At 66.7% G+C, this 18,413-nt stretch carries 23 protein-coding genes; 17 read left to right on the forward strand and 6 right to left on the reverse strand.

Going from position 1 to position 18,413, the window contains the following annotated elements; genetic code table 11:
* Positions 1-188: 188 nt before the first annotated feature.
* The 9 genes from CD928_RS16695 (at position 189) to tatC (ending at position 7,454) form a co-directional block, all read left to right on the forward strand.
* Positions 189-809, forward strand: a complete 621-nt coding sequence (locus CD928_RS16695) for a hypothetical protein (protein WP_095388282.1) — start codon at positions 189-191, stop codon at positions 807-809.
* Positions 810-948: 139 nt separating this feature from the next.
* Complete coding sequence (argS, locus tag CD928_RS16700) at positions 949-2,676, forward strand: arginine--tRNA ligase (protein ID WP_095388226.1); 1,728 nt, start codon at positions 949-951, stop codon at positions 2,674-2,676.
* Positions 2,676-3,440 carry an SPOR domain-containing protein gene (locus CD928_RS16705; protein WP_095388227.1) on the forward strand — a complete coding sequence of 255 codons (765 nt, stop codon included), beginning with the start codon at positions 2,676-2,678 and terminating at the stop codon, positions 3,438-3,440. The genes argS and CD928_RS16705 overlap by 1 nt, the downstream gene beginning before the upstream one ends.
* Positions 3,441-3,545: 105 nt before the next feature.
* Entirely contained in the window at positions 3,546-4,553 is a 1,008-nt protein-coding gene (gene nagZ, locus CD928_RS16710; protein ID WP_095388228.1) for a beta-N-acetylhexosaminidase, read from the forward strand.
* Between the two features lie 7 nt (positions 4,554-4,560).
* Positions 4,561-5,334: a ScpA family protein gene (locus CD928_RS16715; RefSeq protein ID WP_095388229.1), complete on the forward strand. Its 774-nt coding sequence runs from the start codon at positions 4,561-4,563 to the stop codon at positions 5,332-5,334.
* Positions 5,331-5,930, forward strand: coding sequence for an SMC-Scp complex subunit ScpB (gene scpB, locus CD928_RS16720; RefSeq protein WP_095388230.1), 600 nt, complete (start codon positions 5,331-5,333; stop codon positions 5,928-5,930). The genes CD928_RS16715 and scpB overlap by 4 nt, the downstream gene beginning before the upstream one ends.
* 71 nt (positions 5,931-6,001) lie before the next feature.
* Entirely contained in the window at positions 6,002-6,235 is a 234-nt protein-coding gene (locus CD928_RS16725) for a twin-arginine translocase TatA/TatE family subunit (protein ID WP_095388231.1), read from the forward strand.
* 32 nt (positions 6,236-6,267) lie between these two features.
* Positions 6,268-6,645, forward strand: a complete 378-nt coding sequence (tatB, locus tag CD928_RS16730) for a Sec-independent protein translocase protein TatB (protein ID WP_095388232.1) — start codon at positions 6,268-6,270, stop codon at positions 6,643-6,645.
* Positions 6,646-6,695: 50 nt separating this feature from the next.
* Positions 6,696-7,454 (forward strand): twin-arginine translocase subunit TatC, encoded by a 759-nt coding sequence (tatC, locus tag CD928_RS16735; protein ID WP_095388283.1) that lies wholly within the window; start codon positions 6,696-6,698, stop codon positions 7,452-7,454.
* A gap of 21 nt (positions 7,455-7,475) precedes the next feature.
* On the opposite strand, the gene CD928_RS16740 is transcribed toward tatC, so the two are convergent.
* Complete coding sequence (locus tag CD928_RS16740) at positions 7,476-7,604, reverse strand: entericidin A/B family lipoprotein (RefSeq protein WP_054726480.1); 129 nt, start codon at positions 7,602-7,604, stop codon at positions 7,476-7,478.
* Between the two features lie 229 nt (positions 7,605-7,833).
* The gene (mgtE, locus tag CD928_RS16745) at positions 7,834-9,291 is read right to left on the reverse strand and encodes a magnesium transporter (RefSeq protein ID WP_095388233.1); all 1,458 of its coding nucleotides are present in this window, start codon (positions 9,289-9,291) and stop codon (positions 7,834-7,836) included.
* Between the two features lie 170 nt (positions 9,292-9,461).
* Here mgtE and CD928_RS16750 point away from each other — a divergent pair, with 170 nt between their 5' ends.
* Entirely contained in the window at positions 9,462-9,911 is a 450-nt protein-coding gene (locus CD928_RS16750) for a peptidylprolyl isomerase (RefSeq protein ID WP_095388234.1), read from the forward strand.
* A gap of 159 nt (positions 9,912-10,070) precedes the next feature.
* Here CD928_RS16750 and CD928_RS16755 read toward each other — a convergent pair whose 3' ends face one another.
* Entirely contained in the window at positions 10,071-11,207 is a 1,137-nt protein-coding gene (locus CD928_RS16755) for a nitronate monooxygenase family protein (RefSeq protein ID WP_095388235.1), read from the reverse strand.
* Positions 11,208-11,406: 199 nt separating this feature from the next.
* Between CD928_RS16755 and nadC the strand changes: the two genes are divergently transcribed.
* The 3 genes from nadC (at position 11,407) to CD928_RS16770 (ending at position 13,397) form a co-directional block, all read left to right on the forward strand.
* Positions 11,407-12,255: a carboxylating nicotinate-nucleotide diphosphorylase gene (gene nadC, locus CD928_RS16760; RefSeq protein ID WP_095388236.1), complete on the forward strand. Its 849-nt coding sequence runs from the start codon at positions 11,407-11,409 to the stop codon at positions 12,253-12,255.
* Between the two features lie 103 nt (positions 12,256-12,358).
* On the forward strand, positions 12,359-13,066 hold the full coding sequence (locus tag CD928_RS16765; RefSeq protein WP_095388237.1) for a ribonuclease T(2): 708 nt from the start codon (positions 12,359-12,361) through the stop codon (positions 13,064-13,066).
* A gap of 94 nt (positions 13,067-13,160) precedes the next feature.
* Positions 13,161-13,397 carry a hypothetical protein gene (locus tag CD928_RS16770; RefSeq protein ID WP_095388238.1) on the forward strand — a complete coding sequence of 79 codons (237 nt, stop codon included), beginning with the start codon at positions 13,161-13,163 and terminating at the stop codon, positions 13,395-13,397.
* 48 nt (positions 13,398-13,445) lie between these two features.
* On the opposite strand, the gene CD928_RS23100 is transcribed toward CD928_RS16770, so the two are convergent.
* On the reverse strand, positions 13,446-13,961 hold the full coding sequence (locus tag CD928_RS23100) for a hypothetical protein (protein WP_141237181.1): 516 nt from the start codon (positions 13,959-13,961) through the stop codon (positions 13,446-13,448).
* A gap of 75 nt (positions 13,962-14,036) precedes the next feature.
* Positions 14,037-15,308 carry an MFS transporter gene (locus CD928_RS16775; protein ID WP_095388239.1) on the reverse strand — a complete coding sequence of 424 codons (1,272 nt, stop codon included), beginning with the start codon at positions 15,306-15,308 and terminating at the stop codon, positions 14,037-14,039.
* 147 nt (positions 15,309-15,455) lie between these two features.
* Between CD928_RS16775 and pgsA the strand changes: the two genes are divergently transcribed.
* From pgsA to CD928_RS16790, 3 genes are read left to right on the forward strand one after another with little or no spacing between them, the layout of a single operon-like run.
* Positions 15,456-16,028 (forward strand): CDP-diacylglycerol--glycerol-3-phosphate 3-phosphatidyltransferase, encoded by a 573-nt coding sequence (pgsA, locus tag CD928_RS16780; RefSeq protein ID WP_095388240.1) that lies wholly within the window; start codon positions 15,456-15,458, stop codon positions 16,026-16,028.
* Positions 16,029-16,037: 9 nt separating this feature from the next.
* Entirely contained in the window at positions 16,038-16,289 is a 252-nt protein-coding gene (moaD, locus tag CD928_RS16785) for a molybdopterin converting factor subunit 1 (RefSeq protein ID WP_095388241.1), read from the forward strand.
* The gene (locus CD928_RS16790; protein WP_095388242.1) at positions 16,286-16,726 is read left to right on the forward strand and encodes a molybdenum cofactor biosynthesis protein MoaE; all 441 of its coding nucleotides are present in this window, start codon (positions 16,286-16,288) and stop codon (positions 16,724-16,726) included. Before moaD ends, CD928_RS16790 begins: the two co-directional genes overlap by 4 nt.
* A gap of 105 nt (positions 16,727-16,831) precedes the next feature.
* Here the strand turns inward: CD928_RS16790 and CD928_RS16795 are convergent, their stop codons facing one another.
* On the reverse strand, positions 16,832-17,737 hold the full coding sequence (locus tag CD928_RS16795; RefSeq protein WP_095388284.1) for a hydrogen peroxide-inducible genes activator: 906 nt from the start codon (positions 17,735-17,737) through the stop codon (positions 16,832-16,834).
* Positions 17,738-17,881: 144 nt separating this feature from the next.
* Between CD928_RS16795 and CD928_RS16800 the strand changes: the two genes are divergently transcribed.
* A complete protein-coding gene (locus tag CD928_RS16800; protein ID WP_095388243.1) occupies positions 17,882-18,349 on the forward strand; it encodes an EF-hand domain-containing protein in 468 nt (155 codons plus the stop codon).
* The last annotated feature ends 64 nt before the right edge of the window (positions 18,350-18,413 follow it).

The following is an 18,413-nucleotide window of genomic DNA, read 5'->3' on the forward strand; positions in this document are numbered from 1 at the left end:
CAGCAGGTCCCATGGGGTAAAGCGGCTTATGGCTCGGACGCCTGCCTGTTGCGCCCCGTTCATCGCACCGATAAGAAGCGGCGCGCATGGAGCCGGAACGACCCGTCCCGTCCCGCCGATTGGAAAGCCTGACCGATATGAAGCCGACCCCTTCTTCGCCCCGCAAGATCATCGCTGTCCTCTGTGGGGTGGCGGCCGTGGCGACGACGGCTGGCTGCGGCCGCGACAATGAACTCGACATCTCGGCAGGCGTCGGCATCACCGCCACGCGCAGCAAATGCCCGGCGGTCGCCATTCCGCTGCACACCGGCGACATTACCCTGTTCGACCCGGCGACGAGCCGCGACGCGAGCGCGATCGACGTCGTCGCGACGATCACCAAACTGACGCCGCAGTGCAACGATACGGGCGAGAAAATCTACCAGCTCGCCGATTTCGACGTCGTCGCGACGCGCCGGGATGCCGGGCCGGCGCGCACCGTGACCTTGCCCTATTTCGCCACGGTCGTGCAGGGCGGCACCGCGGTGGTCGCGAAGCGCCTTGGCCAGGTGAGCGTGACTTTTGCAGAGGGCCAGGTGCGCGGAACCGGTCACGCCCAGGCATCGGCCTATGTCGATGCCGCCGCGGCGACGCTGCCTGCCGACATCCAGGACCGCATCACCCGCAAGCGCAAGGCCGGCGACGCCGATGCGGCGGTCGATCCGCTCAGCCTGCCCGAGGTCAAGGCCGCGGTGCAGCGCGCGAGCTTCGAACTGCTCGTCGGCTTTCAGCTCACGCAGGACCAGCTCGAATATAACGTCCGACGATAGGATATTGCGGCGGCGCGGCGGCGCCCGTCGCTTTCATTTCACCCTGCGGGCGCCGATCGGGCGACGCAGGGCTTTTCGCGTTGCCCAAGCTGCGATAGGGCGCGCGCGAACCTCCTTTGATCGAAGATAGGCCCCACTCGTGACCCTGTTCAGCCGCTTTTCCGACCATATCGGCGCAGCGCTCGATGCGCTTGCCGCTAAAAATGCCCTGCCGGCCGGGTTCGACCGGTGCGCGATCAGCGTCGAGCCGCCGCGCGATCCCGCGCATGGCGACGTCGCGACCAACGCCGCAATGGTGCTCGCTAAGCCCGCCGGCATGAACCCGCGCGCGCTTGCCGACCTGCTCGTCGCCGAACTCGGCGCGCTGGGCGAGGTGACCGAGGCGAGCGTCGCCGGCCCCGGCTTCATCAACCTGCGCCTCGCCGACGGCAGCTGGCGCGAGGAACTGGCGCTGGTCCACGCCGAGGGGGCCGATTACGGCCGCTCGGCGATGGGCGAGGGGCGGCGGGTCAATGTCGAATATGTCTCGGCCAATCCGACCGGCCCGATGCACGTCGGCCATTGCCGCGGAGCGGTCGTCGGAGACGCGCTCGCCGCGCTGCTCGAATATGCGGGGCACGAAGTGATCCGCGAATATTATGTCAACGACGCGGGCGCGCAGGTCGACGTCCTCGCGCGCTCGGTGCACATGCGCTACCGCGAGGCGCTGGGCGAAGACATCGGCGCGATCCCCGAAGGGCTTTATCCCGGCGACTATCTGAAGCCTGTCGCGGACAAGCTCGCGGTCGAATATGGCGACCGCTTCGTCGGCGCGCCCGAAAGCGCGTGGCTCGGCCTGTTCCGCGCCGAAGCGGTCAGCGCGATGATGGACATGATCCGCGCCGACCTCGCCAAGCTCGGCATCCATCACGATCTCTTCTCGTCCGAAGCCGAACTGCAGGCCGAAGGCAAGCCCGCTGCCGCCGAGAAATGGCTGCGCGAACAGGGGCTCGTCTACGATGGTCTGCTCGAAGCGCCGAAGGGCGAGACGCCCGAGGATTGGGAGCCGGTCGAGCTGCCGCTGTTCCGCTCGACGCAGTTCGGCGACGATCAGGACCGGCCGATCAAGAAATCGGACGGCAGCTGGACCTACTTCGGCGCCGACCTCGCCTATCATTTCCAGAAAAGCCAGGGCGCCGACGAGCTGATCGACATCTGGGGCGCCGACCATGCGGGCACGGTCAAGCGCATCAAGGCAGCGGTCGCGGCACTGACCGGCGGAAAGACCCGGTTCGACGTCAAGCTGGTGCAGATGGTTCGCCTGCTCAAGAACGGCGAGCCGTTCAAGATGTCGAAGCGCGCGGGCAATTTCGTGACGCTCGCCGACATCGTCGACGAGGTCGGGAAGGACGCCGTGCGCTTCACCATGCTGACGCGCAAGGCCGACGCGCAGATGGATTTCGACTTCGCCAAGGTCGTCGAGGCGTCGCGCGACAATCCCGTTTTCTACGTTCAATATGCCCATGCGCGGATCGCGTCGCTGAAGCGCAAGCTCGCCGAGGCGGGTATCGCGCCCGCGAATCCCGATCCGGTGCGCCTCGATGCCTATGAGCTGGGTCTCGTGAAGCTGCTCGCCCAGTTCCCGCGCATCGTCGAATCGGCCGCGTCGGCGCGCGAGCCGCACCGGATCGCCTTCTATCTGGGCGAGGTGGCGGCGGCCTTCCATGCGTGGTGGAACATGGGCAACGACCGCCCCGACGCGCGCGTCATTCTGGCAAATGACCCCGAACTGACCGCGACGCGCCTTTATTTGGCCGACGGAATCGGGCAGGTTATCCGAAACGGGCTGCACCTCATGGGGGTGGACGCGCTCGAGGAGATGGCTTGATGGGCGACAATGGGGATGCGGGGCTGGGGCTCGACGACGAGGATCGGCTGCCGTGGCTGGAGGCGGCCGACGATTATGAGGACGATCCCGAGGTTTCGCCGACTCGCCTTCTGGTGATGGTGCTCGGCGGGCTGCTCCTGATCGGTGCGGTGCTCGGGGGGCTGTGGTGGCTCCAGAATGGCGGCGCGCGCGGCAATGGCGAACTGATCGCCGCGCAGCCGGGCGACTATAAGGTCGTACCGAAAAACGACGCATCGAGAAGCTTCGAGGGCGAAGGCGACGCGAGCTTCGCCGCGAGCGAAGGCGTCGAGCCCGCGGGCCGCGTCGATCCGAGCCGGATGCCCGAGGAGCCCGCGGTGACGCCCGCTGCGCGCGAGGCCGCGGCGACGAAGCAGGCGGCGGACAAGGTGGCCGCGGCGAAAGCCGAGGCGGCGCGCATCGCAGCTGCCGACAAGGGCAAGCCCGGTCCCGCCGCGATGTCGGTCAAAACCGCCGGTGGCGATGCCAAGGCGGCTCCGGCCGCGGGCGGCGGTGCGCTGGTTCAACTCGGCGCGTTCAGCAGCGAGGCGGCGGCGAACAAGGCGTGGGCCAGTCTTTCCAAGCGTTTCGCCTATCTGGCCGAGCTCAACCGGTCGGTATCGGCGGCGGATGTCGGCGGCAACAAGGTCTACCGCCTCCGCGTCGGGGCCGGGACGGCGGCTAATGCGCAGAATCTATGCGGGAAATTGCGTGTGGCGGGGGAGAATTGCGATATCGTCCGCTGATTCGGCCCGTTTCGCCGCAACCGGCGTTGGTTCGCACCTGTCGCTATGGCATGATGCTGCCCTTGGTTGCCGCGTGAGGGGGCGCCAGCCTATGGAGGTTGACGCATGATACCCGCGATTTTCGGCCTGTCGGGCCTGACGCTGACCGATGATGAGCGCGCCTTCTTTCGCGACAGCGAGCCCGCAGGCTATATTCTGTTCGGACGCAATATCGAGAATCGCGAGCAGCTTCGGCGCCTGACCGACGATCTGCGGTCGCTCGACGGGCGCGCCAACCTGCCGATCCTGATCGACCAGGAGGGTGGGCGCGTCGCGCGCATGAAATCCCCCGAATGGCCCGATTTCCCCAGCGGTGCGGCGTTCGACGCGCTATATGAGCGTGCTCCGGCGAGCGCGATCGAGGCGGCGCGGCTCAACGCGATGGCGCTCGCCTCGATGCTGTCGGAGGTCGGGATCACCGTCGACTGCCTGCCGCTGCTCGATGTCCGTCAGCCGGGCGCCAGCGACGTGATCGGCGACCGTGCGCTCGGCAGCGAGCCGATGCGCGTCGCCGCGCTCGGCCGCGCGATCCTGAGCGGGCTGCAGGACGGCGGCGTGGTGGGTATCGTCAAGCATATTCCCGGTCACGGCCGCGCGCTGCTCGATTCGCATGAGGAACTGCCCGTCGTCTCGGCGTCGGATCGCGATCTGCAGAGCGACCTCGCACCCTTTGCGGCGCTGCGCGATGCGGCGATGGCGATGACCTGCCATGTCGTGTTCAACGCCTGGGACCCCGATCGTCCCGCGACGCTGTCGCCGCTGATCATCGACAGCGTGATCCGCCAGCGCATCGGCTTCCACGGCCTGCTGATGACCGACGATCTCGACATGAAGGCGCTGTCGGGCGACGTGCCGGCCCGTGCCGCAGCCGCGGTCGCGGCGGGCTGCGACATCGCGCTCAACTGCTGGGCGAAGATGGATGACATGATCGGTATCGCCAAGGCGCTCGACCCGATCGGCGAGAAGGCGCTCTCGCGCCTCGAAGGCGCGATGGACCGCGTCGCCGGCGCCCGCGACCCGCGCCAGTTCGCGACGCTTGTCGACCAGCGCGACGCGCTGCTGGCGATCGCCTGAGGCGCCGATGGAGGAACTGCCACTCGATTTCGAGCTGGCTCCCGCGGCGGCGGAGCGCGAGGACGCGCTGCAACTCAGCCTTGAAAGCTGGGAGGGGCCGCTCGACCTGCTGCTGACGCTGGCGCGGGGCCAGAAGGTCGATCTGCGGCAGATATCCATCCTCGCGCTCGTCGAGCAATATTTGGCCTTCATCACCGAAATGCGCGCGCTGAAGCTGGAGGTCGCGGCCGATTATCTGGTGATGGCGGCGTGGCTTGCCTACCTCAAGTCGGCACTGCTGCTTCCCAAGGACCCGACCGAAGATCCCTCGCCCGACGAACTGGCGCTGCGGCTGCAACTGCGGCTCCAGCGCCTCGCGGCGATGCGCGAAGCCGCGGCGCGGCTGCTCGCGCGCGACCGGATCGGCCGCGACGTGTTCCTGCGGCCGAAGCCCGAGGGGCTGCGCGAGGTGCGGGTGCGGCGCTGGGACGCCAGTCTCTACGACCTGCTCGTCGCCTATGGGCAGGTGAAGCTGCGCACCGAGCCCGTCGTCCATATGGTCGCGCGGCGCCCCGTGGTGACGCTCGACGCGGCGCTCCATCACCTCGAACGCATGATCGGGATCAAGCTCGACTGGGCCGAACTGTCCGATTTCCTGCCCGCCGATTATGACGGGCCGCTGCGCCGGTCGGCAATCGCGTCGAGCTTCCTCGCGGCGCTCGAACTCGCGCGGCAGGGCCGCGTCGACTTGAAGCAGGACGGCGCATTCGAACCACTCTATCTGAAGGCCGCATCCGCATGACTCCCATCGACGACCGCGAACGCGCCATCGAGGCGATGCTCTTCGCCAGCGACGAACCGCTCGATCCGCGCCAGCTTGCCGGCAGGCTCGGCGACGAATCGACGCCAGGCGAGGTGCGCGCGATTATCCAGGCGATCGCCGCGCGCCACGCCGGCAGCGGCATCGAACTGGTCGAGCGCGGCGGGCACTGGCATTTTCAGACGCCCGCCGATCTCGCCCATCTGCTGCGCCGCGAGCGCGACGATCCGCGCAAGCTGTCGCGCGCGGCGTCGGAGGTGCTGGCGATCGTCGCCTATCACGAGCCCGTCAGCCGCGCCGAGATCGAGGCGATTCGGGGTGTCCAGACCTCGAAAGGCACGCTCGACGTTCTGATGGAGGCGGAATGGATCGCGCCCGCGGGTCGCCGCGAGGTGCCAGGGCGCCCGCTGATCTACAGGACGACTGACGCTTTTTTGCAGCATTTTGGCCTTAGCAGCCGCAAGGACCTGCCGGGCATCGAGGATTTGCGCGCGGCGGGCCTGCTCGACCCCGTCGACCTCGCTTTCGAGGAGGCGATGGGCGAGCTGGACCTAGTCAAGGACGGCGAAGAAGCTTAGGGCTTTTTTGACGTCGCCGCGTGCATTCGGCGCCGGCTCTCCCTATATGGGCGGCGCAAGGAGATTTTGAGATGGGTGGTTTGAGCATCTGGCACTGGCTGGTCTTCGGCGTCATCGTCCTGCTGCTGTTCGGCAAGGGACGCTTCTCCGACATGATGGGCGACGTCGCCAAGGGCATCAAGAGCTTCAAGAAGGGCATGGCCGACGACGACGCGTCGCCCGCCGCGCCGAAGCAGATCGAAGGCCAGCGTGCGCCCGATCCGTCGGTGACTCCGGCCCCGACCGCGGAAACCGAAAGCCGCTGATTTTCGGCCGTCTGCGGGAATTGGGCTGGTAAATGTTCGACGTCGCGCCCACCGAACTGCTGCTCGTCATCGTGGTGGCCCTGGTCGTTATCGGCCCCAAGGACCTGCCCAAGGCGATGCGGTTCGTCGGCAAATGGGTCGGCAAGGCGCGCGGGATGGCGCGCCATTTCCGCGCCGGGCTCGACACGATGATGCGCGAGGCCGAGCTCGAGGAGCTCGAGAAGCAGTGGCGCGAGCAGAATGACGCGATCATGCGCGAGTTTCCGCGCGTCGATGCGGAGGCGAACCCGCCGCTGATTTCGGCGCCGGCCGATGACGCTGCCGTGGACCCCGATCAGGTGGCGGCGGCAACGCCCCCCGAACCCGCTGAAACCCACGCCGTGCCGCCGAAGGACGGGCCGCTGCCGTGACCGCCGAAACGCCTGTCACGGCCAGCGAGGACGACGGCGCCGGCGGCAAGATGCCGCTGCTCGACCATCTGATCGAGCTGCGTTCGCGACTGCTTAAGTCGTTGCTCGCGATCGCGATCGCCTTTGGGGCGTGTCTCTATTTCGCGCGGCCGATCTTCGGCATTCTCGTCCGGCCGCTGGTGCGGGCAGGGCAGGGCAAGCTCATCTATACCCAGCTGTTCGAGGCCTTCTTCGTCGAGATCAAGGTCGCGCTGTTCGCGGCGATGATGATCGCCTTTCCGGTGATCGCCAACCAGCTTTGGAAATTCGTCGCGCCGGGGCTCTATCGCAAGGAAAAGCGCGCGCTGCTGCCTTTCCTGTTCGCGACCCCGGTGCTGTTCGCTATCGGCGCCTGCTTCGCCTATTTCGTGACGGTCCCCTTGGCGCTCAAATTCCTGCTCGGTTACCAGGGCGACATCGGCGGCGTGACGCAGGAGGCGCTGCCGTCGGTCGGCAATTACCTCAGCTTCATCATGCAGTTCATCATGGCGTTCGGCATCGCCTTTCTGCTGCCGATCCTGCTGATGCTGATCGAGCGGTCGGGGCTGGTGACGCGCGAGCAGCTCGTGTCGGCGCGGCGCTACATGATCGTCGCGGCGTTCGGGATCGCTGCGGTCGCGACGCCTCCCGACGTGCTCAGCCAGTTCCTGCTCGCGGTGCCGCTGATCCTGCTTTACGAACTGTCGCTCTTCGCCATCTGGTTCACGCAGCGCCGCCGTAACAAAACAGGCGCCGAAACGGCGCCTGTCGAACCTCTCGAAGAGGTTTAGGGTAAGCGGGTCAGAACCCGGTCAATGGATGGCATCGCTGCCAGCCTGACCGACTGACTCGATGTCGCGGCCTGCTCCTTTGACGGTATTGCAGCCAGCGACCAGAAAGCTTGCCATCAATGCCAGGATGATTGCGCGAAAACTCGTCATCGTTCTTCACCTTGTTATCATATCAGGGTGCAAAATGGCCCGGCACGCGTTCGAGGGGGGGGAGGGAATGCGGGCCGGGCCAATGTTGCTGAGCAGCGCTGCGGGGGGGCGATGACCGCTGCTCGAGAAGGAAACGAGCCTGGCGGTGGATAAGTTCCCAAAAAAATGCAGGCCGCTGCACTTTTTTTCCCGAATCTTTTGAATCGGTTGGATTCCAGCGCTTTGCCGGTCAGAGGCTGGTGAGCCCGCTCGCCACCGCGAGCCCCAGAAAGGCCAGAAAGCCCATCGAATCGGTCGTCATGGTAACGAAAATCGAACTGGCGACCGCCGGATCCTGATCGAGCCGGTCGAGCAGGAGCGGGATCGCGACCCCCGCGACGCCGGCGACGAAGATGTTCACGATCATCGCGGCAGCAATGACCGCACCGAGCGCGGGATTGCCGAACCAGAGCGCGGTCGCGACGCCGGCGATCAGCGCGATCGTGCCGCCGTTGAGGAGCGCGATCTTCATCTCGCGCCAGACCGCGCGCCAGCTATTCGAATCGGTGAGCTGGTTCATCGCCAGCGCACGGACGGTGACCGCGAGCGTCTGCGTCCCCGCATTGCCGCCGACCCCGGCGACGATCGGCATCAGGGCGGCAAGCGCGACCATATGCTCGATCGCGCCGCCGAACAGGCCGACGATCGACGAGGCGACGAGGGCGGTGCCGAGATTGGCGATCAGCCAGCGTACCCGCGCAGCATAGGTTTCGCGGATCGGCTCGTTGATGTCGCCGTCGCCCGCGCCCGACAGGCGCAAGATGTCCTCGCCCGCCTCTTCCTGAATGATGTGGACGATATCGTCGACGGTGATCATGCCGACGAGCCTGCCGGCTCTGTCGACGACGGCGGCCGAGATCAGGGCGTATTTCTGGAAGCGGAGGGCGACTTCCTCCTGGTCCATATCGACCGAAATCAGCGTCTGTTCGCGCTTCATCACGTCGCTGATCGCGATGTCGCGCGGGGTGCGCAGGATCCAGCTCAGCTGGCAGGTGCCGACGGGGCGGTGCATCGGGTCGACGACGAAGATTTCCCAGAAATCGCTCGTCAGGTCGGTATCTTCGCGCAGCCGGTCGATGACGTCGCCGACGCTGACATGCTCGGGCACCGCGACCAGGTCGCGCTGCATCAGGCGACCGGCCGATTCCTCGGGGAAGGAGAGGGCGTCCTCGATCGCGGCGCGATCCTCGGGCTCCATCGCCTGGAGGACGGCCTGCTGCTCGTCCTCCTCCATGTCCCCGATGATCGCGACCGCGTCGTCGGTATCGAGTTCGGACGCGATTTCGGCCACCTGTTCGGGCGCGAGCAGGTCGATCAGCCGCTCGCGCACATGCTCGTTCATCTCGGCGAGCACGTCGGGCGACAGCAGATCGCCGAGCACCGAGGCGAGCAGCGGGCGGTCCTCGTCGGACACCAGCTCGAACAGGTCGGCGATGTCGGCGGGGTGAAGGCGGCCGATGCGTTCGCGCGCCGTTTCATGCTCGCCCGCCTCGGCGAGCGCGAGCACGTCGCTGACGAATTCGGGCTTCAGCCGATCGTCCTCGTCGAGCTCGGTATCGGGTTCCTGCGCCGCGGGGGCGAGGCCCCGGTCACGGTCATCGGTCAGGACATCGTCTTGCGGGGGCAGGGAATCTTCGCGTTCGTCCATCGCGCGGCCCTCCCTGACATGATCGGCCGAAACAGCCCGTGAACCGAATTTCCCCCTAGTCCCGGAGCCGCGCCTTGGCAACGCCGCCAGGGCCCGGACGGGCAATTAATGCGTGGCTTTGCCGCCCGCGCCCGCTATGGCACCGCCAACCCAATCTTGAGGAGCCTTCCATGTCCGATCAGACCCTTACCCTGTCGCTGTCGACCGGCGACGTCGTCATCCGCCTGCGCCCCGATCTCGCCCCCAAGCATGTCGAACGGATCAGCCAGCTCGCCAGCGAAGGCTTCTACGACGGCGTCGTCTTTCACCGCGTGATCCCCGGCTTCATGGCGCAGGGCGGCGACCCGACGGGCACCGGCATGGGCGGCAGCAAGCTCCCCGACCTGCCCGCCGAATTCAATAGCGAGCCGCACGTCCGCGGCGTCTGTTCGATGGCGCGCGCGCAGAATCCGAACAGCGCGAACAGCCAGTTCTTCATCTGCTTCGAGGATGCGCGCTTCCTCGACAACCAGTATACCGTCTGGGGCGAGGTGATCGAAGGCATGGACAATGTCGACGCGCTGCCGAAGGGCGAACCGCCGCGCGAGCCCGGCAAGATCGTGAAAGCGACGGTTTCGTAAGTCGTTTCGTCGATCCTCCCCGTGCCGAAGGCATGGGGAGGGGGACCATCCGAAGGATGGTGGAGGGGCCGAGCGCAGCGAGCGCTTCGCGCTCGGCCCCTCCGTCAGCCCTGCGGGCTGCCACCTCCCCATCGCTGCGCGACAGGGAGGATCGGCTCGTCAATCCTCCACGAATCCGTTCAATCGCTCACAGGCGGCGATCCAGTCTTCCTTGAAGGCCTGGACGACCTGTCCGGCGCCCATCGCCTCGTTCATCAGCCCGACGCCCTGGCCGACCCAATAGGTCGTGAGCGCCTTCGCGCCTTCGTGGCCGCCTTCCGATAGTTTATCGACCTTGCGCAGCGCGGGTTCGCTGACCAGCGACTGGAGCGGCATGGGCAGAGGCCTGGGCGCGCCCTCGGCTTCCCATGCGTCGGTCCACGGCGAGCGGAGCTGGCGCGAGGGCTTGCCGGTGCGGCTCTTCGATCGCACCGTGTCGCGCGCGCTCGCGGCGAGCATCTTGTCCTTTACCACCGGGTTGGTCTCGGCTTCGGCGGTGGTCAGCCATACCGATCCGCACCAGGCGCCGTGCGCGCCCATCGCCATCGCGGCGGCCATCTGGCGCCCGGTGACGATACCGCCCGCGGCGAGGATCGGCGTCGAGTCGCCGATCGCATCGAGCGCCGCCGCGACCTCGGGCACGAGCACCATCGTCGCGACTTCGCCGCAATGGCCGCCCGCCTCACCGCCCGCGACGACGAGGATATCGACCCCGGCGCGCACCTGCGCCAGCGCGTGATCGCGGGTGCCGACCAAGGCGGCGACCGGCACGCCGTGCCGCTTGCCGAGGTCGAGCATCAGTTGCGGCGGCACGCCGAGCGCGTTGGCGATCAGCTTGATCGGGTGGCGAAAGGCGACCTCGAGCAGTTTCGCCGCGCCATCCTCATGCATATTCTCGCCAAAACTCTGCCGCGCCGCCATCGCATCCTCGAGCCCTTCGGCGTCGACGTCGAACTTGCCGAGAATATCGGCCGCGAACTGCAGATGCGCCTCGGGGATCCGGGGCGTGCCGGCCGATGGTGCTTCGCCCTTGCCGGCGAAGCTGTTGGGGACGATCAGGTCGACGCCATAGGGACGCCCGCCGATATGCGCGTCGATCCACGCCAGCTCCTCCTCGAGCCGTTCGGGCGGCAGCGCGGCAGCGCCGAAGACGCCCATGCCGCCCGCTTTCGACACTGCGACGATGACGTCGCGGCAATGCGAGAAGGCGAGGAGGGGGAATTCGATGCCGAGCAGGGCGCAGATGGGGGATTGCATTCTTCTTCTCCCGATTTCCCGTTTCGTCATTGCGAGCGGAGCGAAGCAATCCAGGGCGGTACCCGCCGCTCTGGATTGCCGCGTCGCCTTCGGCTCCTCGCAATGACGAACGCTGGGCTTGGTTATCGATGCCCATGTCAGCGCCAGTTGACGTAAACGTCAAGTTGATTTGCCGGACTCAGCCTTTATCGCGGGGGCCATGACCGATTTCACGCTCCCTGGCTTCGACCTCGACGCCTTCGTCCGCGCCACGCTGTCCGAGGATCTCGGCAGCGGCGGCGACATCACGTCGCTGGCGACGATTCCTGCCGATGCGCGCTTCGAGGGGGTGATGGACAGCCGCGACGCGATCACCGTCGCGGGGCTGCCCATCGCTGAGCGCTTCTTCCGTGCGCTCGCGCCCGACATGGCGATCGAGGTGCTGGTCGAGGAGGGCGCGCAAGTTGCCGCCGGCACCGATCTCGTCCGCCTGTCGGGCAATGCGCGCGCCATGCTGACCGCCGAGCGGTCGGCGCTCAACACCGTCCAGCATCTGTCGGGCATCGCGACGATGACGCGCACCTATGTCGACGCGATCGCGGGCACGGGCGCGACGCTGCTCGACACGCGCAAGACGATCCCCGGGCTGCGCGTGCTCGAAAAATATGCGACGCGCATGGGCGGCGCGACCAATCATCGCATGGGGCTGTGGGACGCGGCGATGATCAAGGACAATCATGTCGCGGTCGCCGGATCGGTCGAGGAAGCGGTGCGGCGTGCCGTCGATGCGAAGATCGCGAACATCATCGTCGAGGTCGACCGCGTCGACCAGGTGGCGCCCGCGCTGGCCGCGGGTTCGACGCACCTGCTGCTCGACAATATGGACCTCGCGGCGCTGCGCGAATCGGTCGCTCTGGTCGCGGGCCGCGTCCCGACCGAGGCGTCGGGCGGGGTGCGGCTCGACACGATTCGCGCGATCGCCGAAACGGGGGTGACCTATGTGTCGGTCGGACGGCTGACCCAATCGGCGCCGGCCGCCGATATCGGGCTCGATTTTGCGCTGGCCTGATATCGGGCGGGATCATGCCGTCGCCCCCGCGAAGGCGGGGGCCGCCGTCGGGATGGCGCAAGACCGCCAGCGGCCCCCGCCTCTGCGGGGGCGACGATTGGGAATGGCTCTGGCGGCCCATATCCTGTTCTTGCCTGCCGCCGCCCATGCGCAGGCGCTTGCCTGCACGGCGCCCGACCGCGTTTCGGTCCCGCGCATCGAGAAGCCGCGGCGTGGCGAACCGGCGCGCAGCCCGAAGATCGCGGGCTATCTGCTCGCCATGAGCTGGTCGCCGCAGCATTGCGCGAGCGTGCGCAATCCGAAGGCGCCGCGCGACCGCTTCCAATGTGCGGGCGAGGGCGGGCGCTTCGGCTGGGTGCTTCACGGATTGTGGCCCGAATCCGATGGCCCCGCCTATCCGCAATGGTGCCGCCCGGCGAAGATCGTGCCCACGGCGATCCTGCGCCGCCATATGTGCATGACCCCCTCGGCGCAGCTTCTGCAGCACGAATGGGCGAAGCACGGCACCTGTATGAGCCCGCATCCCGCCGCCTATTTCCGCGCCGCCGAAATATTGTTCGGCGCGGTGCGCTTTCCCGACATGCGGGCGCTCGCGGCGCAGCCGCAGACCGCGGGGTCGGTTCGCGCCGCCTTTGCCGGGGTCAATCCGGGGGTCGCGCCGTCGATGATCGCGGTGGCGACCGACCGCAAGGGTTGGCTCGACGAGGTGCGCATCTGCCTCGGGCCGCGGATGCGGCCGCAGCGCTGCAAGCCGTTCCAGGCGGGCGCCGGCGACCGGCGCGCCGTGCGGATCGCCGCGCCGCCGCGTTAGGCGCCGCGCAGAAAGGCGTCCCGCGACGGGACGCTCGCCGCGTTAACGACTTTTTAACCTTACCACTTCGTTAAGACCTTCCTAGCGTCGGGGCATGGACCGACTCGACCCCGATCTCCGCATCGACATTCGCGGCCGCGTGCGCGACCATGGCGCACGGCAACTGGCGATCGCGCGGCTGAGCGCGCCGCAGGACTGGCAAGGCGCGCTGCGCCGCGCGCTGGCCGAGGAACGCCGCCCGCGACCGATGTTCGCGAGCAGCAGCGACGTGCGGCTGTTTCTGGAGAGTTTCGCGGTGTTTTTTACCGCGACGATGATGTTTCTGCTCTGAGGCGTGGGCCGGTAGCGGTTGCGTCCGCTTTGGGGTGGGAAGCGGACGCTAATTGTGTCCAAGAGCGATATCGGCGATGCCTCCCCCATCACCACGCAGCCTTGCACTCCATTTTAGGGTTGCACGGCCGTGAGATGAGACAATTGACATCACATGAAATGGTGCGCCGATACCGACATGACCTGAAGTGGTGATTTTATCGCTGTATAAACGAGGGTTGCGGATAATACGGTCCAGCACATCACCTTGCGCGCGCGAAAGTTCGGCTTCCTTAAAATACTCTAGCTTTCTTTCGACTGGTAGAAGGCCGCCCGGCCCCTCTTCGCTTGCCTGACTCCAGCGCCACACCCCTGAGGTGTCTCGCCAAACGATGGTGCTTGCTTCGTTGTATGTATGATGGACGGCGACGCTATCGATGTAGATTATCGTCGAGCTACGCGGAATGGGAAGTCCGTAACGCTTTCTTAGATCGAGTGACCTGACGACTTCGGGTTCAGAGAGTTTCACGTCTCGAATTGGAGAGGTTGAGCCGGAGGCGCACCCTCCAATCATCAACATTGCCAAAAAGCAGTATCTTAAGCGCATGCACGGCTACCTGCCTTAAAATCCAAATGTCCGCAATCGGTCGGAAGCCACCGCCTAGTCGCAGGCCTTGTGGAGTTTCCAGGCGAGCCAAGCGGAAACGAGGCACATCGCCGCGACCATCAGCAGCGTGTCGTCGATCGTCAGCCCCATGCCGATCAGCACGCTGAGGATCAGCGTCGCCGCCACCATGAACCCCGAATTGACGATATTGTTCGCGGCGATCGTCCGCGCCGTCTGCGACTTGGCGACCGTGGTGGTCAGAAAGGCATAAAGCGGCACGACGAACATGCCGCCCGCGATCGCGATGCCGAGCAGGTCGAGGATGATGCGGTCGCCCGCGCGCAGCGACAGGAATTCGCGCCACGCCATCAGCGTGCCGTCGGCGTGCTGCCATCCGCGCACCGACAGCCACAGGTCGACGACGAACACCCCCATCACGATCACCGATCCCGGCGAATAGCGCGCTGACACATGCCCCTTGAGCAGCCGGTTGACGACGATCGAGCCGATCGCGACGCCCACTGAGAAGATGGCGGTGAACAGGGTCGCGACGGTGTTGTCGGCGCCGAGCGCATTTTTCACCAGCGGCGGGAATTGGGCCGCGAGGATCGCGCCGATCGCCCAGAAAAAGCTGATCGAGACGATTGCGAGGAACAGGCGCGGGATGTGCATCGTCGAATTGACGATCTGCCACGACGAGCGAAAGACGTTGTGATCGATGACGAGATCACGCGCTTCCGCCTCGGGCGGCGCGGACGGCACGAAGCCGGCGGTCAGCCGCCCGACCAGCGCCACCGCGATAATGCCGACGATCGCGAAATGGGGCGGGGTCAGCCCGCCGACGATGGTGCCACCGAGGATCGCGATATAGGTCCCCGCCTCGACCCAGCCGGTGCCCGCGAGCACCTCGTCCTCGTGCAGATGCTGGGGCAGGATCGCATATTTGATCGGGCCGAAGAAGGTCGAGTGCATCCCCATCGAGAAGAGCGCGAGGAGCATCAGCGGCACGTTGTGGAGCCAGATTCCGGCGCCGCCGACGATCATGATCAGGATTTCGGCGCTCTTGATGATGCGGATCATCCGCGTCTTGTCGGTGCTGTCGGCAAGCTGCCCCGCGAGCGCCGAGAAGAGAAAGAAGGGCAGGATGAAGAGGCCGCCCGCCAGCGCGTTGAACCAGGCCTCGGTCTCGGGATCCTTGTAGATGGTGAAGGTGACGAGGATCACCATCGCCATCTTGTAGAAATTGTCGTTGAAGGCGTTGAGGAACTGGGTCGCAAACAGGGGCAGGAACCGGCGTTGCTTCATCAGCGCAAAGGAACCGGTCATGCGTAACCCACTTTTTCCACCCCAACTCGCTTCGCCACCGGCCCCGCGGGGCAATATGGTTGTCGCCCGGGGGGCTTATCGGTTAGGGGAAGCGGGGTCAAAGCCCATTTTGGAACAGTCGCGCCGCCGCGGTGGAAATCGGGGATCATGCTCAGCCTTCCCAATCTTTTGACATTGTCGCGGATATTGGCGGTTCCCATCCTGCTCTTCCTGCTGTGGCCCGGCGTCGTCGAAGGCGGGCATCAGCCGAAGCCGATCGATTACGCCTTCGCCTTCGGCCTCTACTGCCTGATGGGCATTACCGATTATTTTGACGGCTATGTTGCGCGGGCGCGCGGCACCGTGTCGCGGCTTGGCATCTTTCTCGACCCCATCGCCGACAAGATCATGATCGCGGCGGTGATCCTGCTGCTCGTCTTCACGCGCGACATTGCGGGTTATCATGTGATCGCCGCGCTGGTCATCCTGCTGCGCGAGATCATCGTGTCGGGCCTGCGTGAGTTCCTCGCGACCCTGCAGGTGTCGATGCCGGTCACCCGGCTCGCCAAATGGAAGACCGCGTTCCAGCTGATCGCGTTCGGCGCGCTGATCCTCGCGGGTGCCGTGCCCGCGATGGCGTGGGTCAAGACCGTCGGGCTCGCCTCGCTGTGGGGCGCGGCGGTGCTGACGCTGATCACCGGCTGGGATTATCTGCGCGTCGGCCTGAAGCATATGGACTGAGGCGGACACATGCGGATCGCCTATTTCGCCTGGGTGCGCGAGCGCATGGGAATCGCCGAGGAAGCGGTCGAGCTGCCCACGGGCATCGCGACGGTCGGCGATCTGGTGCGCTGGCTCGCGACGCGCGACGCGCGCGGCGCGCGCGCCTTTGCCGAGCCGCATCGCATTCGCGCCGCGCTCGGCGGGGCGATGGTCGGCGCCGATGCCGTCATCGGCGACGCCGAGGAGGTCGCGCTGTTTCCGCCGGTGACGGGGGGATGATCCGCGTCGACGTCCGCCCCGAGCCTATCGACGTCGCGGCCGAGCTCGCGGCGCACGATGCGGGCGGGCATGGCGCGAGCGCGAGCTTCATCGGCCGCGTTCGCGGCGATGACGGGCTCGTCGAGCTGTTCCTCGATCATCATCCGGTGCTGACCGCGCGCGGGCTCGACGAGCTGGCGACGCAGGCCGCGGCGCGCTGGCGGCTCGGGGCGCTGACGCTGATCCACCGGGTCGGGGCGATGGCGCCGGGCGACACCATCGTCCTCGTCCTCGCGAGCAGCCCGCACCGCGCCGAGGCGCTCGCGGTGACCGAATATCTGATCGACCGGCTGAAGACCGACGTGATGCTGTGGAAGCGCGAGACCTTCGCCGACGGGCGCGCGGCATGGGTCGAGCAGCGCGAGGGCGATCATGCGCGTGCGGAGCGGTGGGATTGAATTCTGCCCACCACCATCGTCATGCCGGACTTGATCCGGCATCGATGCCGCAGCGGCGCTATGCACCCCGGATCAAGCCCGGGGTGACGCGAAGAGTTTGGGTGCTTAATTCGCCTTATGCTTGCGGAAGATATCGGCGAGCATCTTGAACTCGTCGGCGCGCGGGCTGCCCTTGCGCCAGACGAGCGCGATGGTGCGCCAGTCGTGCTCCGAATCGAGCGGTCGGGTGTCTATGTCGGTGTGGTCGAGGATGCCGGCTTCGATCGCCATCTGCGGCAACATCGTGATGCCGAGGCCGTTGTCGACCATCTGGACGAGCGTATGGAGCGAGGTGCCCATCATCCGCGCCCCGGCACGCAGCTCGGGGCGGTTGCACGCGGCGAGCGCATGGTCCTTCAGGCAATGACCGTCCTCGAGCATCAGCATCTGCGCGGGGTCGATCTGGTCGGCGCTGACCATGGCCGGCAGCTCCTCGGCCTGGTCGCCAGGAAAGGCAACGAACAGCGCGTCGTCGAACAGCGTCTCGGCCTCGACGTCGCCGCACGCGTAGGGGAGGGCGAGAAGCACGCAGTCGACCGCGCCATGATGGAGCGACTCGCATGCCTGCGCGCTCGGTTCCTCGCGCAGGAAGAGCTTCAGCGACGGCCGCTCCTTGCGGAGCCGGGGCAGAAGGCCGGGGAGGAGAAAGGGGGCGATGGTCGGGATGACGCTCATGCGCAGTTCGCCGACGAGCGGCGCCGCGGCGGCGGCGGCCATGTCGGCGAGCTCCTCGGCCTCGCGCAGCACGCGGTGCGCCTTTTCGACGATAGCATTGCCGAGCATGGTGAAGCGCACGACGCGGCGCGTGCGCTCGACCAGCGTCTGGCCAAGCAGCGTTTCGAGCTCGCGGATGCCCGCCGACAGCGTCGACTGGGTGACGTTGCAGGCATCGGCGGCGCGCCCGAAATGGCCGTGCTCATGGAGCGCGACGAGATATTGCATCTGCTTCAGCGACGGGAGGTAGTTCTGCATTGATCGGATATAGCAATGATGGGGGCGGTTTTGAACAATCTTGGCGATCATGATTTGCCACCGATCTGGCGGCGTCGGTTGCGGGTCGCCGCCGCGGCGTGATAGCGTGATCCCAGCCGGGCCGACCGGCGCGGGGGATGGGGGATGGCGGTTTCACGTTTTCTGATCGGCGGTGTCGCGAGCGCGCTGCTTCTGACCGGCGGCGTCTTCCTGTGGGAGGGCTATAGCCAGATCGCCGCGGACGAGGTCCTGCCCCAGCCGCCGCCCGCGCTGCCCGCGATTCCGGTGGCGGGAAGCAGCGCGCCGAAGCGCGGCGCCGCGCCGCCCGCCTTGCCCGCCGCCAAGGCCGAATCGCGCGAGGAACGCCGCTTCAACCGCTACGACCGCGACCGGAACGAACGGATCAGCCGGGTCGAGATGATGTCGACGCGTACCGCGGCCTTTCGCAAGCTCGACAAGGACGGCAATAATCTGCTGAGCTTCGAGGAATGGGCGGCGGCGACGAGCGATCGCTTCGCGGGCGCCGATGCCGACAGATCGGGGGACCTGACGCGGGTCGAGTTCGCGACCACGGCGCCGAAACGGGCGGCGAAACCGAAGTGCAGTTGCTGAGTGTCTGCAAACAAGCGACCGGTTGCGGACGTTGCGCAATCTTGGGAAGCAGCCAAAACCGAAC

This window comes from Sphingopyxis sp. GW247-27LB, from assembly GCF_002277025.1.
GTDB lineage: Bacteria > Pseudomonadota > Alphaproteobacteria > Sphingomonadales > Sphingomonadaceae > Sphingopyxis.

Bases quoted from the DNA above. Each gene is read 5' to 3' on its own strand.
- CD928_RS16705 (WP_095388227.1), top strand. From the start codon at position 2,676: ATGGGCGACAATGGGGATGCGGGGCTGGGGCTCGACGACGAGGATCGG.
- nagZ (WP_095388228.1), top strand. From the start codon at position 3,546: ATGATACCCGCGATTTTCGGCCTGTCGGGCCTGACGCTGACCGATGAT.
- CD928_RS16715 (WP_095388229.1), top strand. From the start codon at position 4,561: ATGGAGGAACTGCCACTCGATTTCGAGCTGGCTCCCGCGGCGGCGGAG.
- scpB (WP_095388230.1), top strand. From the start codon at position 5,331: ATGACTCCCATCGACGACCGCGAACGCGCCATCGAGGCGATGCTCTTC.
- CD928_RS16725 (WP_095388231.1), top strand. From the start codon at position 6,002: ATGGGTGGTTTGAGCATCTGGCACTGGCTGGTCTTCGGCGTCATCGTC.
- tatB (WP_095388232.1), top strand. From the start codon at position 6,268: ATGTTCGACGTCGCGCCCACCGAACTGCTGCTCGTCATCGTGGTGGCC.
- tatC (WP_095388283.1), top strand. From the start codon at position 6,696: ATGCCGCTGCTCGACCATCTGATCGAGCTGCGTTCGCGACTGCTTAAG.
- CD928_RS16740 (WP_054726480.1), bottom strand. From the start codon at position 7,604: ATGACGAGTTTTCGCGCAATCATCCTGGCATTGATGGCAAGCTTTCTG.
- mgtE (WP_095388233.1), bottom strand. From the start codon at position 9,291: ATGGACGAACGCGAAGATTCCCTGCCCCCGCAAGACGATGTCCTGACC.
- CD928_RS16750 (WP_095388234.1), top strand. From the start codon at position 9,462: ATGTCCGATCAGACCCTTACCCTGTCGCTGTCGACCGGCGACGTCGTC.
- CD928_RS16755 (WP_095388235.1), bottom strand. From the start codon at position 11,207: ATGCAATCCCCCATCTGCGCCCTGCTCGGCATCGAATTCCCCCTCCTC.
- nadC (WP_095388236.1), top strand. From the start codon at position 11,407: ATGACCGATTTCACGCTCCCTGGCTTCGACCTCGACGCCTTCGTCCGC.
- CD928_RS16765 (WP_095388237.1), top strand. From the start codon at position 12,359: ATGGCTCTGGCGGCCCATATCCTGTTCTTGCCTGCCGCCGCCCATGCG.
- CD928_RS16770 (WP_095388238.1), top strand. From the start codon at position 13,161: ATGGACCGACTCGACCCCGATCTCCGCATCGACATTCGCGGCCGCGTG.
- CD928_RS16775 (WP_095388239.1), bottom strand. From the start codon at position 15,308: ATGACCGGTTCCTTTGCGCTGATGAAGCAACGCCGGTTCCTGCCCCTG.
- pgsA (WP_095388240.1), top strand. From the start codon at position 15,456: ATGCTCAGCCTTCCCAATCTTTTGACATTGTCGCGGATATTGGCGGTT.
- moaD (WP_095388241.1), top strand. From the start codon at position 16,038: ATGCGGATCGCCTATTTCGCCTGGGTGCGCGAGCGCATGGGAATCGCC.
- CD928_RS16790 (WP_095388242.1), top strand. From the start codon at position 16,286: ATGATCCGCGTCGACGTCCGCCCCGAGCCTATCGACGTCGCGGCCGAG.
- CD928_RS16795 (WP_095388284.1), bottom strand. From the start codon at position 17,737: ATGCAGAACTACCTCCCGTCGCTGAAGCAGATGCAATATCTCGTCGCG.
- CD928_RS16800 (WP_095388243.1), top strand. From the start codon at position 17,882: ATGGCGGTTTCACGTTTTCTGATCGGCGGTGTCGCGAGCGCGCTGCTT.